Below are 13,644 nucleotides of genomic sequence, written 5' to 3' on the forward strand. Positions count from 1 at the left end.
TTATTGTTGTTCTTATTTAAGAGAATGTAACACCCAGAGTGGAGAGGTTTTTTTTCTTCTCCACAATACGGCGATCAAGTTCAGCCACTGCATGCGGGCGTATGGCATCAAGAAAGGCGTTATCCTGATAGGTAGACTGGATTGTCACACCAAGTCCGGCACCACTTTCCAGTATGCTTTTCTGAAGTTGTAGTTCTTTTATATCGTTATTGAGGTAATACGCTTCACTTAGGTTTTCTGCGTTCATCGTCTAACCCTGTTGTTGTTTGACTGCCTCACTGAGTCGTAAATGCGCTCACACGTCATTCCTGCCCGGTAGCGTTCGTCAGATCGCTCAGCATAATATCGAGCTTCTTCTGCAAGGCGTCCGAGCATGTCGGCGAGCACTGCGGCGTCGGCTCCGGCTGTTTTGCTTCTGACGGCAGTGGCAAGATCTGCGGTGTGCTTTGCGGCGTCCAGGCGGGTGGCAAGCTTTGTTGCTTCGGTACGCAGCTGGTTAACAGTGGCAGACAGGCCAGCAGCAGTGGCAGCAGATTTAGCGGCTTGTGCTTGTGCATCTTTTACAGCCTCATCACGGGCAATTATGCGCCCTTGCTCAATCATGCGGGCGGCGGTCTGCGCGTTCGCAACCTGCGAAGACTTAGCACTATCACGTTCCGCCCATTTCTTTTGCCAGCCCCGGTCGCTCCAGACACTTCCGGCAATAAACGCACCAGCCAGCAGTAGAAACACAGCAAATGTTTTACTCACTGGCCTATCCCCCAGCATGTCAGAGCGCTTTCCTGGTCTCTTCGATCAACCTGTCCGTAGCAGCCGCTTTTCTGGCCTTTGGTCAGACGACAGTCGCGGCCACCGTCTTTAATCCACCAGCGGATCGCTTCACAGGCACCTCTACGGTCGCCCGCATTAATTCGCTTATAGAACGTAGATGGGAAACATTTTCCGGGGCCGATGTTATATGGGCAGAAGGACGCGATCCCGGCTTTCTGTGGTTCGGTCAGTGGTACCTTGATATTTCGCTCAACCCACGCCAGCGCCTTGTCGCGTTCTATGGCGTTTACCTGGGCACATTTCTCAGCAGAAAGCCTCATGTCCTGAACTACTGGCTTACCATCAACCATCGTGGCGCCACGGCAAATAGTCCAGATTCCGCCGCCGTCGCGATATGCTGTCAGGCTGTTACCCTCTTTCTCATCCAGAAACTGATCGAGAATCACGGGGGCGGAAGCCCCGGCAAGAATCAAACCAACGACCGCTGCGCTCAGTTTATTCTTCAGCTTTGGTGACATTGCCATTAAGCCGGTCCTCCCTTTCCTTTTTCCTGTAATACCAGTTCACAGCACAGGTGATAACGGTGCATGCGATACCAACAATAATTGCCCAGTCACTCAGGCTTAACCCTGCAATTCTGTCGGCCAACATCCAGGACACCTCTTTTGCTGTTTTAGCTGTTTCGGCATATGCCTTCGCTGATACACCGCAGCCGGTCAGCGTGGTTCCTGTTCCATATGAAAGTCTGCTGTAAATGGTGCTCATTCTGGTCATAGCCCTACCTCCGATTTTTCGGATGGTGTTGTGTGTGATTAAAGGGTCAGGCTTCACGGGCTGGATTTATCAACAAAGCACGTAGTGAGTGATACCCGTGAGCCTGAAAAAGAAGAGGCTGCCGTTTGGCAGCCTCGAATGATAATTGTCGTCTGTATCGGTAGATTGAGCAGTTCATAAAGTACATCTGCCATTAATCTCACCATAATGATGCAAAAATCCCATCACTGGTGCAATTGCACCTCCATAGAGCCTGGCTGAAACATTATGAAATAATTAAATAATCAGTGAGCATGATTTTTTGTTTGTTGTTGACATTTAAATCTGCCATTAATTAACAACCAACTCTGTGGAGGATATTAATGCTTAAACTTTTCCATTATCATTCTCAATACTGGATATTTCTGGCTATTGCACTTTCTCTTTATACAGTTGCATTTCGATGATACGCATCGTTTAATTGCATACCTTTTTCTAATATAACTTTATTTTATATAATGAGCTTTGGCTCAAACCTTAGCTCATAAAAATATACAGCGATAAGAATATCAGACATTCTAATATCAATACCCCTTCGTCTCATAACTGCCAGTGTAATGTTATGTTTTATAAGCTTTAAATCAATTTCGACTACAGACCCAAAGAATGAAGCATCCCAAAGATTAATGCCACTGTCCAGAACAGTGCGACCGTTGACGCTGTAGTCATCAGAGCTGCTATTTTGTATTTGCTCATCCTGCATTTTACCCAGATACTGTTGCCGATTTGAAATCGTCCAGAGACACCATTAAAGCAGATTTACCTGACCGAAGAAGGTACTTCATCTGAACCATGCTAACCATTTTCCGGAAACCACACAACAATTTAATAATGATTAAAGTCAACAAGTTAAATTTATGTCAGGTTATCATTCAATCTGTTCTCTGCACTTATACTCATAATGATAATCCCAAAGATAAAATGAGTATTACAGAATGCTCCCATCTTAATCACTCAATTAGCAACTAATTAACAACAGTAAGCCTGAATAGCACGCAGCGGTTTTAAAATTTAAAAAAGTAAGACTAGCTGTTTTTTTCAGTGTATACCTGAATATTCTTTATCGTTTGCTCTTAGTTAAAGACTTTAAACAATGAAAAAGAACATTTTTTCCGTTAAACGGAACAAACCGATAAGTCCTTTAGAACTAAAGATCTACCGCAACTACCGTATAGTGCATGGGATACGAATTGCTGTAGCGTTCGTTATTACGTTCTTATTGATAAGAATGTTGAATTTGCCAGACCACTCGTGGCCCCTGATTACACTCGTAGTCGTCATGGGACCTGTAAGCTACATGGGTAACGTTATCCCCAGAGCACTTGAGCGAATGGCAGGAACTGTAGGTGGTGCAATTCTGGGGATCATTGCATTACACATTGAAATGTACTCTCTTACTCTGATGATGCTCTGGTGTGGATGCGCTGCTTTCCTTTGCGGCTATCTGGCCATGAGTAAACGCCCGTATGCTGCATTACTTGTTGGGATAACGCTTGCCGTAGTCAGCAGTGCTCCTGCCGGGGACTTACAGACAGCATTATGGCGAAGCACCAATATTATTTTGGGATGTATTCTGGCTATGCTGTTTACCAGTATTTATCCCCAAAGAGCATTCATTAACTGGCGTATCCAACTTGCTGACTTTCTTGCTGATTACTTAAAAATTACTTCAGCCGGGGTCTCACGAAACGTTCTGAACCAGCCCAGAATGACCGGGCTTCAAACACGTGCGTTAACTAATGTCGTCAAAATGCGCGGTCTGATTACACCAGTGAATAAAGAAACAAAGATTGCAAAGAGTCTGCTTGAGGATATTCAGTCAATAACCCGAGATATGATAGCAGCCCAAAAATTTCAGATTAATGCCCACTGGGCATCGCGCGGTAGCCGGTTTCTGATATTGAACTCGCATACACTTTCCGACATGGAACAAATGACTCGCAACACTCTCAGTACGCTGGCTCATGCGCTGCATGAAGGTAACCCGTCACCAATAGCATCAAACAGCGAGCATCTTATTGAGATCACAAAAGAGTTGCATGGCCTTTTACTCGCAAATGAAAGTGATGAGGTAATGGAAAGTGCCGTTCATGGATATGTCTGGCTAAGTATCCAGCTTGCAATCCAGCTTGAAGCACTATCAACCTTGATAACGAAAGCCCTGACAGAAAATAAATGATTTTATTGTTAATTATGTAACGTCAGCCCGAAAATGAAAGGCACCGAAAAATGTCGGTTTCCAGAACGCTAAGAGTGCGGGTTACCATAATCCAATGCCATTCAGAACAACAACCAGGGAAACAATAATTAGTGCAATGCCTATCGATAGGCTGAGCCCGATCACGGTATTTCTGAAGGGCATTTTCATAACGCTATCTCTCCACCACGATGATAACAGTATGACTGGTTTAAGTTCAGTTGTGGTGCCGGGTGTCTCCCGGTGGTCCTTTGGCTGACAAACCATGCCCCGTGAGCGCTAAGCATGTCATTCCCTGACACTGTTTGCTGTCAGTTTCACCCATCCGTTTGGGGAGGACTCATCACAACCACTTCAAAACAAGAGCTTTTACTGGATACTCTATAACTTTAGAAATAATGAGAAAAGCCTGCAAACAAATAGCACTATTATTCTGAAAGTGGCAGGCTTCACGGGCTGAATTTATCAAACAGCACGTAGCGGATGATTCCCGTGAGCCTGAATGATAAAGGCCGCCGAATGGCAGCCTCAAAGTGAATGTGATTAATAATGGCGATTCTAACGGACTTAGGCTTTTCTTGCGACTGCCAGCAGATGCGACGAAATACCCAGCAATTCAGGAAATTCCTCAGTTAAGCGCAGATACTTCAGCAACAGGGCCTTTTTGTCCTCTACCTGCATTATCTCATCCGTATCAATGATGCTGGCAAACCCCTCTACAGCGAACAGTCTGATATCCTGAAACCCTGTTTGCTGAAGCTCCTGCATAATTAATGACGGGGTATGAAAAAAAGCGGTAGTGAAATAATTTGGGGTGCCATAAGGGTTTTCATGGTTTCCCGTCAGCAGATCGGTTTCCACTATACGTTGAAACACCGGGTCATTTATAAACTGGTATTTATATCCATCCACCAGCGATGCTGACCTCGATATATATGTAAAAATAGCTATGCCGCCGGGTTTCAGAACACGAAGGCATTCCTCAATGCATTGCATCCTGTCAACGCTTTCCTGCAGGTGATACAGAGCCCCCATCAGCATCACCATGTCAAAAGTGTTACCATCCCATGGTAGTTTTCGCGCATCGCCGCAGGTGTACGATTGCAACTTGAAAGCACTTTGTTGTCCGCGCTGTCTGGCCTGCTCAATATGTTTGCTGGAAAGGTCCAACAGATGTACATGATGCCCTTTCTCTGCCAGCCAAAATGAATAAAAACCATTTGCGCCGGCGATATCAGCGATAAGCATAGGGGAAGGCGTTAAAAATCGCTTAATAATCTCCTGAGAGCGGATAAATTCCAGCTGATTTACTTTGAAGCGGTTTGCTTCGTCGAAGTTACTCTCATAGAAGTCGTAGACGCTTTCATTGTTTTCCATAACCAACTGTCTCCCAGGGGAAAGTCCATAATAATCTGCTGTTTGGGTTCTTTGATCTTTGATTTAGTTGTTTTTTAAGTCATCACCATTAACACACTACAGCACTTTCTACAAGTACCCTGGGTTTCGCGATTCATTGCATCCAATAAGCACAGATCCCCGTCAGGACACCACCAGCCAGCCCAGTACCGAAAATCGGATCGGATATTTAACCCCTCTTAATTGCTGTGAGTCCTCCCAGAATGAGCGGAATAAAAAAAGGGCGCCAGTTGGCAGCCTCGAAGTGAGTTAAATTGTTTACATTGGCGGAGAGAGAGGACCTTCTAACACCTCTGCTTCACCGTTATGGCAAATGTCATCGCCTCTGGTCAAATGCCAGACACCTGTGATTGTTTTACCCGTCTCCAGATCATCAACAGTGTCATTCGTGTAGTACGCCACCTGTACAATGCCAACATGCTGAATCCAGTAATAGCCCTCTTTCATATGCGTGTCCATCCCGCCCTAGTTACAAAGCAGTATATGCCTTCAACGTTGCAGTTGGCATTAGAAATTCTACATGTTGAATTAAGCAGCAACTTTGTGGCATCAGCTTTTAGAGCATTACGTTCAAAACTATAAAAGGAATTTGACTCACCTTATTGCTGTGAGTTCTCTCAAAAAAAGGAATAAAAAACCGCCATATGGCGGTTATATTTTCATTTCATCAGCTAGTTATTTGTAGATAACTTTGCCATTTCTATTATCTCTCTATCCTTCTTCTTTAAATATCCTCTACACTGCATCAGAAATTCACCTCGCAATCTCGCCATAACCTTCACATCCACTTGCGATAATCTTTTGAAATCACAAAGATCATCCAATGACTTTATGAATAAGTTATCATCATCATTATCTAGATATGTCATGAGCATGGCTTGCTCTGAGATTAATTTATCAAAATTTGCAATTCTCTTTTCACTGTTTGCTAATATTTTCTTTCTAATAGCTTCTGTTTTTTTTATTTGGTCATCATATACTTCATCATAATCCCTTCCTACGGCAAAGCCTTCAAAGACAGCGGTTGCAAGCTCTATGCACTGGACACTAATCTTTCTGACGGAATCACACCTATTTTTGATAAGATCTATTTCAGTATTGAGTTTTGCATTTAGCTCAGCAATCTTAATTTGATGATTGGTATTTTCTATAAACTGAAATGTTTGGCTTTTAATATTCTCTTTGAATTGCAAATAAGAAAAAAAAAGAGCAAATAAAGATATTGCAGCAGGTAACAAAGCAACTATAAATTTTCCAACCTCAGACCAAAAACTAACTTCAGCACTCACTCTTACAGTAACAAGATGATCTTGTGGTTTTAACAATTCGATTAAATTAATGATGTCCATTGGCAGTCCCTAAATTTTTATTGGTCATCATAGCAAAAAACCCGCACATTGGCGGGTTTATGTTTTTCTCTGTTGCTCAGTACGCTTTACTGTCCCGAGCCTAGCACAATTTAAGCACTTCCTTGCTCACCCTGCAACTTAAATCTGTCGCTATTTGTGCCAAAAGAGTCACAAAGTGGAGCGTACAGGATCGATTCTGCCAGACTTAACCAAGAATCAATTCGGCGACGGCATGTGACAAGCGTCCAGTCAGGGTGTTTTGCATTTAGCTCGTTAGCCATTTGCAACTTGCTCTTACGCAGACGGTGACGGTCGACGATAACGCTATAGAGTCCCCGGTAGTCATTATTCATCAGGACCGAAGCGATGACACCATCCACCTTAAGTCCCTCTTCGTCTGAGCAGAACGCCAGGCCGCTTTTGTTTTTGCTCTCGAGAATTTCGCGAAGGTATGCTTCAAGCTCAGGTTTAGTTATGCCGGATTTCTTCATGCGGCGTAGCGCTTCTTTAATTGCAGTTTTGGTGATTTTCCCGGATGCAAGAAGCTGGTTGAACATGTTTCCACCACTACCACCACCGATATAAGACCAGCGCCCCCACATACGCAACTTACCCTGTATCCAGATGCTTTCCAGTGTACGTAGACGGACCAACTCGCCTGATTTACCAATCTCAGAAGGATTTATCATTAAATATTCTCCAATTACGTCAGAACGCCGAGCCCGTAAGCCCGGTCCAGCACTTTGATAATCATTACCGGCTGAGGAACATGTTTTTGCTCAAACTTCACCGGGTCGTTATGTAGTTCTGTATGGCACTGGCGACATAAAGGGATCGCGAAAATATCATGCGCCTTCGTTGCCATCCCTCCCTGCCCCCAGCCAATTAAATGGTGTGGGTCATCTGATGGTTTACCGCAGCATTCGCAGGGCTGTGTTTTAATCCATTCAAGATATCCGGGGGCCGTCCAGCGGATCCGCTTTGGACGTTTCATATAGGTTTGCGGGGACTCAGGATCGACCAGAACACCAACTACGGGTTTAACCGCAGGTATCTGCGCTAGCGGCATGTTCACGGTTACTGTGCTGGCTTTGGCTGTAACGATGCTGGTGGCGGTCACACCCGGTTCGATATCACATTCACGCATGACTGACTGATGTTCTTCCGAAGGAAAACGAAGCGCCCGGCTGGCTACTGATTCGGGAATTACGTCGGTAACACCCATACGAACAGCCCACCAGCAAAGCTCCGCCAGCGACAGTTCTCTGGAAGGATCCAGATTCAGCGCCACCATGATGCTGTTAATAATCCAGTTAATAACATTACGTCTCGCCAGCTCTGCAAGTTGTTTGCTGTAGTGGTCACGAAGATGGTTATCACAATGTCCACACAGGAGAACCGATCCGGGTCCATGACGCAGAGTGGTTAACTCGTGGTAATGGTAATTGCTGTGTGGCCACTGGCAGCAGCTACCGCCATAACGCAGAAGCCAGTAATCAAGACCACTAAAACCACCAGCAGCCTTTATAACTTTTTCATCCTGGAAGAACGGCCACAGGGACTCGTCACTGGCTAGCGGCTGGCGAACGTCAGGAACACGGCCTGCAGGCAACCTTTCCATGCTTGCAGGCTGACTTTCCACCAGCACACGCTCACACCTGAATAATGACATCAGCTCGCTGCCCGGCTTGAGCAGCACAATTCCAAGCTCACGTGCAATCACCGGCTTCAGCAACGCCCTCATTCTGCAATCTCCCCGATAATTATTTGTCCCTTCTCTCCCCATAACTTAGTGATGCGTGAATCCCAGATGTGAGCATCATCTTCGTAAATAGCATCCATCAGGGCTTTCATCATATTGTCGAAATCAGGTTTAGCCTGGTGTGGTTTACCATTGAACCCAGTCCGTTTCTTATTGCTCCAGCTCGCTGGCATAGGAAGAATGAAGGTGACATGCGAACCGCTTTCCGGCAGCTCTACACCCTGCAGACGAACTTCATCACAGAAAGCCCGGTAACGCAGAACCTCGGGGCGCTTTTTCCATTTGTCAGCGCGCGTCATTCTGGGCTTGCCCATTGGGGTGATATCATAGACTTTCACATTCACCTCCAGATCCGTTGTTGCCAGGTTCTCTCCTGACGCGGAGGCTTAGATGCTTCTGGCAAGAACGCGCTGATCGTCCAGTGAATGAAGTCATTATCCAGACTACGCTCTGTCTTTATCTGCTTTGCGCGATAGCGGGCTTCCAGTTCATCAGCCTGCTCAGTGGTGAGTTGAGTATGTTGAAACCAGCTTTTCTTCATAACGCACCTCTGGATGAGGCAAAAAGAAAATCGCTGGCGTTGGTTAACGTCAGTGCGGGGAGTTTTTGGATGTCAATTTGCGCCATTGGTTCTCTCCTATGGCGCAGCAGGTTCAGGTTGTTCAGGCCTGAGACTGAAGTCTAACAGAATGATGGATTATCGTAAAAGCTGTTCTGACCGTAAGAATTTCATCCTTACCTGTACCAGCAGCGTCCACCATTATCCGCCTGACTGGCATCAGGCAGTTCCTCACAATCAGGAAGAGTTACACCTTGCTTAGTGATCATGCGATATCCATCGGAGCTGGTGTAATCGTCATTCTGGCGGTCATGATGGTGATGATGGTGTTCCTTACGGTCCTGCTCGCGTTTCGCATCAGCGTAACGTTGTGCAAAATCTGCAGAACAGCCAGATAATAAAGCTGTGAGTGCAATAAATGTGATTGTTTTTTTCATGTGTTGTGTCTCTTTTATTATTAATCAGCGTACAACTACCGATGCAACCGCATCGTCCTGTCCCCAGACCAGGGTTGCATAATGCTCCCCCTTACGATATTTAGTGCCGTCCTGAGAAATACGCGTCCATCCGTCAGACTCCATTACATCGACTGCCTCTCCACGGAAAGATCCAACCACCATCTGATTTAAATGAGCGCGGATTACATCCGGAGAATTATTACCTCCATGGCGACGGGCATTTCGTTCATTCTGCTCCGCAGTTTTGTGAATATCACAAGTAGTTCCTGCATTCATTTCAGTACAACCGGAACGCTCAAGCTGAGCGCGGTATTGTGCATTAATAGCTAATGCCGGTGATGAGTGAATTGCAGCTACAATGGCAAAAGCAATTAACTTTTTCATGGTTTACCTCTTACTGGATTGTTAGTACTTACGACACTCGTGCGATATGCCTGAATTTCCGTTTCTGTGCAGGCTAACAAAGTGAGACGCAGCAACTCTTCTGCCTTTTTACCTTCCGGTTTTTTAGACATACCTTTTGAATTCATAACTGAATTGAACCCTGCCAGAGCTGTATCCGTATCTTTGTTAGCCTTTGATATTACATCTGAAATTGATTGCCCCTCGGCTTTGGCCTTACGCCCATTAATGCTGCATTCATCAAGCAAACTTGCTGTTGATTCAAGTTCGACAGAACTTGGCGTTATATTTGCTTCTTTGAATATGTTTTGTACTTTTTCCTGCGACGTTTCCTCGCCTGGTTGTTGGGAACATCCCGACAACACAAGTATTAATACTGGAAAAATCAAAACCATCCTCATAGACAACCTCATTGGATTGGTGAAAACACAAACTGACTGCCTTTATCTGGTCTATCTTTAAATAGGTGCAGGTACTGCAAAACAGACCAGATAATTCTTTAAAAAACCCCACTACTGCGTGGGGCGTGGGAGTTAAGTCCACAAAGAAGCAGATGGTTATTAAATTTCTCAATGAATATTTTTAATATCTACTTTCATAACAATCCCGCAATTAAACATTATAAAATGATGCTTTAATGTATACTCCGTTATTGAAACCCAATAATAACATAAGGTTACCACGCATGCAGTGACAGCATATTAGCTCATCAATCAAACTCATTAAGATGCAAATGATGCACATGTTTTGTTATGTGATAGATATCACTATTTATATGAGGCATGCAAATTATTTTAATCACCTACCACTTAATGAGAATATTCTGACTCTACATTTTACGTGCAAACCAAAGTAAACATTCACTCGTAAATATACAGCTATAACTATTGGCTACATGAAAAGTTGAAGGTTATTTACAGCAAGGTTACTAAATTATTAATGGAAGGCTGATATATAAATCATCGAGTTGTTTCAGTGATGTACTGCAAATGAAGTGATATTGTAGCGTAAGCCTGTTACCTTTCGTTAAGGCCACACACCCCAATGGCATAAGTATACGACTGGGGTTAATAGTTTTATGATAATTAATTCATAGCATAACAATACTCATTACCACATTTAAGAGCATCTACCTACTCCCAAGGAAACACGATAACCAGCCCTTTCTAACATCCGGGTAAACAATGTTGGCGTGCCGATAATTTCATCATCCTGAAGTGGCATAAATGACACCATACTACCGCGCCTATACATCAGGGCGCGCTCACACTCAGGAAATGATTGCAGCCTGGCAACGATGACCCCATCGTGACATCTGATGACTGCGTAGCCTTTTTTGGGCAATTCTAATTTTTCTTTCACTTAAACTCCCCCCCATGCAAACGGGATCAAAGTAACACCCAAAATAATTAATAAAACCAGTCGTCAGCGCTTTCCCATGTTTCCTGGAGGATAGTCTCTATTTGCTTTTTATCTTCCTTGTCCCCCCCAAACACGCTTAAACCATCGGAGCCTGTACGCCGTATGCTCAGGCTGCAGTTCTCATAGTGGTTGCCCAACCTTTTAAGTAACTCTTTCTCCAGAGCCGGAACTGCTCCCTTTGGAAGTTCTTTAGTACGATCAATGGTGAGTTCAACTTTCATATTAGCCTCCACTGCAATACTGTATATTTGTACAGTACACCGATACATTGAAATGATCAATGACTTAAGAGCACAAATTGCTAACCTTAGCCTATCAATTAGATGCAAAAAAACCCGCCGAAGCGGGTTCAATCCAATGCGGACTTGTTGTTTGAACACCATAGTAAGTATGGAGATATCAACGTCCTTAAATTTGGATAACTGTATTGATGGGGATTGATTGCACAACTTTCATACGCTCGCCCCCCCTGCAACGTTTTCTGGTTCTGTCTAACATACCCAATCAAAATAGCAACTGTGTCAGGTATCCCATAATAATCGCCATGCCCAAAATAACGGTCAGGAATGCAGCAATCAAGGGTGTTTTGAACATTGATTTAAGCAGTATTACTTCCGTCAGACTAGCTCCAGCGCTACCAATAATCAGAGCCATTACTGCTCCCGTTCCCATGCCTTTATCCATCAAGACTGATGCCAACGGAATTACTGCCTCAGCACGTATATACAAAGGTATTCCAATAACTGCACTTAATGGAATCGCAAACGGATTATCATGCCCGGCATGAGCAGCAATCCACTCTGCAGGTATAAAACCGTAGATAAACGACCCTATAACAATACCTAACATCAGATAAGGTAATACATCTTTAAATTGAGTCCAGGCATCCTGAAATGCCAGACGTATCGCACCAGGATCTCTTACTACACTTTTCGGGAAGAATTGTTTATTTGTTTGACCTGTCTCGCAGCTCAATTCACAATTTGTGCCCCGAAATGCTGAGAAACTCTTAAACGTTTCTTGTGGTTTAGAACAACTATTAGCCCCTATGTCCTGTTGATTTGATACAGAACAGCAAGCTGAAACACTCCGTAGTTTAGTTTCAAGAGTTTTTCCACTGCTAACACCACAACAGCTAGCCAGCGGTTTTGATGTTTCGACAATATGTCGGTCAAAACCAAGCACATCTAACAAAATACTTGCCAGTACGGAAACTGTTGCAGCTATAACAGCGTATAGCAGAGTAACTTTCCAACCAAAAGTAATCCACATCAGACCAATGATTATCGGGTTAAGCAGAGGTGAAACAAACAAGAATGTAAGTGTTGGACCGAAGCCTGCTTTTGCTGATAACAGTCCGCGTAACATGGGAATTGTAGAGCAGCTGCAAAACGGTGTTACAGCTCCTAACAGCGATGCAAGTATGTAACCTCTCCCCTTTCTCGCCCCTAACATTCTTTGAATCTTTTGGTCCGGAATTTTTTGCCTGATAAGGCTAACACCCGCACTAATCAGAAAAAAAAGCGCAGACAACTCGACAGCAAGAAACAAGAACATCTCTGCCGCGTTAGTAAACATAGAAATCCAGCTATTCATGAAACCCCCCATAAACTATATTTCTAGAATAATCGAATTATTGAGGTTAGATCAACATATTTCTGGTATTATCGAAATATCACTAGACGAGGAAGGCACCATGCAACTAGAAGAAGTAGCTAAAGCTATGAAAGAATTAGGACATCCGACACGTTTGTTTATTTTCAAACACCTTGTTAAAGCCGGTGAACAAGGTTTACCTGTAGGTGATCTACAAAAACAACTTGCGATTCCATCTTCAACACTGAGTCATCATATATCCGCTCTTGTTTCCGTTGGTCTGGTCAAACAAAATCGCGAAAGCCGCTCCTTAATCTGCGTTTCTCAATATGACAAGTTAGAATCGATTATTGATTTTCTACGCGAAGAATGTTGCATCAACAGTCCAAAGATTTAAATCGAGGCAATCCATTGTTTTTATTTGATAAAGGAGCCGCCTAAATAACAGGCGGCTCTCCTGTCGCTTATTTCAATTTTTTGCCTGCATCATCAACGACTTTCTCGCCATCTTCTTTGGCGAAAGCCCCTTTCTGAGCATCAGGAAGGATATCCAGAACAACTTCAGAAGGACGGCACAGTTTGGTTCCCAGCGGTGTTACAACGATGGGGCGATTAATCAGGATCGGATGCTGCAACATAAAGTTAATTAACTGGTCGTCAGTAAATTTATCTTCGGCAAGACCCAGTTCCTCATACGGCTCGACGTTCTTACGCAGCAAAGCCCGGACGGAAATACCCATATCAGCAATGAGTTTGACCAGCTCATCACGTGAAGGTGGAGTTTCGAGGTAAAGAATCACGGTCGGCTCATTACCGCTGTTGCGGATCATCTCAAGCGTGTTACGCGACGTGCCGCAGGCTGGATTGTGATAAATGGTGATGTTGCTCATATCAGTATC

Annotated in this window: 20 protein-coding genes; 2 read left to right on the plus strand and 18 right to left on the minus strand. The window is 44.2% G+C overall.

Annotation, left to right across the window (positions count from 1 at the left end; genetic code table 11):
* Window positions 1-16 precede the first annotated feature (16 nt).
* The 4 genes from OGY17_RS14695 to OGY17_RS14710 are packed head-to-tail and all read right to left on the minus strand — an operon-like array spanning window position 17 to window position 1,545.
* Window positions 17-247, minus strand: a complete 231-nt coding sequence (locus tag OGY17_RS14695) for a hypothetical protein (protein ID WP_000990801.1) — start codon at window positions 245-247, stop codon at window positions 17-19.
* Entirely contained in the window at window positions 244-768 is a 525-nt protein-coding gene (locus OGY17_RS14700; protein ID WP_185655669.1) for a DUF2514 domain-containing protein, read from the minus strand. Before OGY17_RS14700 ends, OGY17_RS14695 begins: the two co-directional genes overlap by 4 nt.
* Window positions 747-1,295, minus strand: a complete 549-nt coding sequence (locus OGY17_RS14705; RefSeq protein WP_127674307.1) for a lysozyme — start codon at window positions 1,293-1,295, stop codon at window positions 747-749. The genes OGY17_RS14700 and OGY17_RS14705 overlap by 22 nt, the downstream gene beginning before the upstream one ends.
* A complete protein-coding gene (locus OGY17_RS14710) occupies window positions 1,267-1,545 on the minus strand; it encodes a phage holin (protein WP_003832349.1) in 279 nt (92 codons plus the stop codon). Before OGY17_RS14710 ends, OGY17_RS14705 begins: the two co-directional genes overlap by 29 nt.
* Before the next feature lie 1,132 nt (window positions 1,546-2,677).
* Between OGY17_RS14710 and OGY17_RS14715 the strand changes: the two genes are divergently transcribed.
* On the plus strand, window positions 2,678-3,763 hold the full coding sequence (locus tag OGY17_RS14715) for an FUSC family protein (protein ID WP_234102967.1): 1,086 nt from the start codon (window positions 2,678-2,680) through the stop codon (window positions 3,761-3,763).
* Between the two features lie 585 nt (window positions 3,764-4,348).
* Here the strand turns inward: OGY17_RS14715 and OGY17_RS14720 are convergent.
* The 13 genes from OGY17_RS14720 to OGY17_RS14780 form a co-directional block, all read right to left on the minus strand.
* Entirely contained in the window at window positions 4,349-5,158 is an 810-nt protein-coding gene (locus OGY17_RS14720) for a class I SAM-dependent methyltransferase (RefSeq protein WP_234102968.1), read from the minus strand.
* Window positions 5,159-5,455: 297 nt separating this feature from the next.
* Entirely contained in the window at window positions 5,456-5,644 is a 189-nt protein-coding gene (locus tag OGY17_RS14725) for a hypothetical protein (RefSeq protein ID WP_047497672.1), read from the minus strand.
* A gap of 224 nt (window positions 5,645-5,868) precedes the next feature.
* The gene (locus tag OGY17_RS14730; protein WP_234102969.1) at window positions 5,869-6,546 is read right to left on the minus strand and encodes a hypothetical protein; all 678 of its coding nucleotides are present in this window, start codon (window positions 6,544-6,546) and stop codon (window positions 5,869-5,871) included.
* A gap of 110 nt (window positions 6,547-6,656) precedes the next feature.
* Window positions 6,657-7,235: a DUF1133 family protein gene (locus tag OGY17_RS14735; RefSeq protein ID WP_234102972.1), complete on the minus strand. Its 579-nt coding sequence runs from the start codon at window positions 7,233-7,235 to the stop codon at window positions 6,657-6,659.
* A gap of 14 nt (window positions 7,236-7,249) precedes the next feature.
* The gene (locus OGY17_RS14740; protein ID WP_234610572.1) at window positions 7,250-8,290 is read right to left on the minus strand and encodes a DUF968 domain-containing protein; all 1,041 of its coding nucleotides are present in this window, start codon (window positions 8,288-8,290) and stop codon (window positions 7,250-7,252) included.
* Window positions 8,287-8,646, minus strand: a complete 360-nt coding sequence (locus OGY17_RS14745; RefSeq protein ID WP_234103919.1) for a RusA family crossover junction endodeoxyribonuclease — start codon at window positions 8,644-8,646, stop codon at window positions 8,287-8,289. The genes OGY17_RS14740 and OGY17_RS14745 overlap by 4 nt, the downstream gene beginning before the upstream one ends.
* Window positions 8,647-8,648: 2 nt before the next feature.
* Window positions 8,649-8,849 carry a hypothetical protein gene (locus OGY17_RS14750; protein WP_003832333.1) on the minus strand — a complete coding sequence of 67 codons (201 nt, stop codon included), beginning with the start codon at window positions 8,847-8,849 and terminating at the stop codon, window positions 8,649-8,651.
* Between the two features lie 194 nt (window positions 8,850-9,043).
* A complete protein-coding gene (locus tag OGY17_RS14755) occupies window positions 9,044-9,304 on the minus strand; it encodes a membrane lipoprotein lipid attachment site-containing protein (protein WP_149281596.1) in 261 nt (86 codons plus the stop codon).
* A gap of 24 nt (window positions 9,305-9,328) precedes the next feature.
* Entirely contained in the window at window positions 9,329-9,709 is a 381-nt protein-coding gene (locus tag OGY17_RS14760; protein ID WP_128611842.1) for a hypothetical protein, read from the minus strand.
* Entirely contained in the window at window positions 9,706-10,128 is a 423-nt protein-coding gene (locus OGY17_RS14765) for a hypothetical protein (protein WP_234103918.1), read from the minus strand. The genes OGY17_RS14760 and OGY17_RS14765 overlap by 4 nt, the downstream gene beginning before the upstream one ends.
* Window positions 10,129-10,846: 718 nt before the next feature.
* Window positions 10,847-11,089, minus strand: coding sequence for a hypothetical protein (locus OGY17_RS14770; protein WP_133086189.1), 243 nt, complete (start codon window positions 11,087-11,089; stop codon window positions 10,847-10,849).
* A 47-nt stretch (window positions 11,090-11,136) separates the two neighbouring features.
* Window positions 11,137-11,370 carry a DinI family protein gene (locus OGY17_RS14775; protein WP_133086188.1) on the minus strand — a complete coding sequence of 78 codons (234 nt, stop codon included), beginning with the start codon at window positions 11,368-11,370 and terminating at the stop codon, window positions 11,137-11,139.
* Window positions 11,371-11,653: 283 nt separating this feature from the next.
* The gene (locus OGY17_RS14780) at window positions 11,654-12,745 is read right to left on the minus strand and encodes a permease (protein WP_133086187.1); all 1,092 of its coding nucleotides are present in this window, start codon (window positions 12,743-12,745) and stop codon (window positions 11,654-11,656) included.
* Between the two features lie 100 nt (window positions 12,746-12,845).
* Here OGY17_RS14780 and OGY17_RS14785 point away from each other — a divergent pair, with 100 nt between their 5' ends.
* Entirely contained in the window at window positions 12,846-13,142 is a 297-nt protein-coding gene (locus tag OGY17_RS14785) for an ArsR/SmtB family transcription factor (RefSeq protein WP_038641364.1), read from the plus strand.
* 67 nt (window positions 13,143-13,209) lie between these two features.
* On the opposite strand, the gene arsC is transcribed toward OGY17_RS14785, so the two are convergent.
* Window positions 13,210-13,635, minus strand: a complete 426-nt coding sequence (gene arsC / locus OGY17_RS14790) for a glutaredoxin-dependent arsenate reductase (protein WP_038641366.1) — start codon at window positions 13,633-13,635, stop codon at window positions 13,210-13,212.
* Window positions 13,636-13,644 lie beyond the last annotated feature (9 nt).

The organism is Citrobacter sp. Cpo126, assembly GCF_030332445.1.
GTDB classification, from domain to species: Bacteria; Pseudomonadota; Gammaproteobacteria; order Enterobacterales; family Enterobacteriaceae; genus Citrobacter; species Citrobacter portucalensis.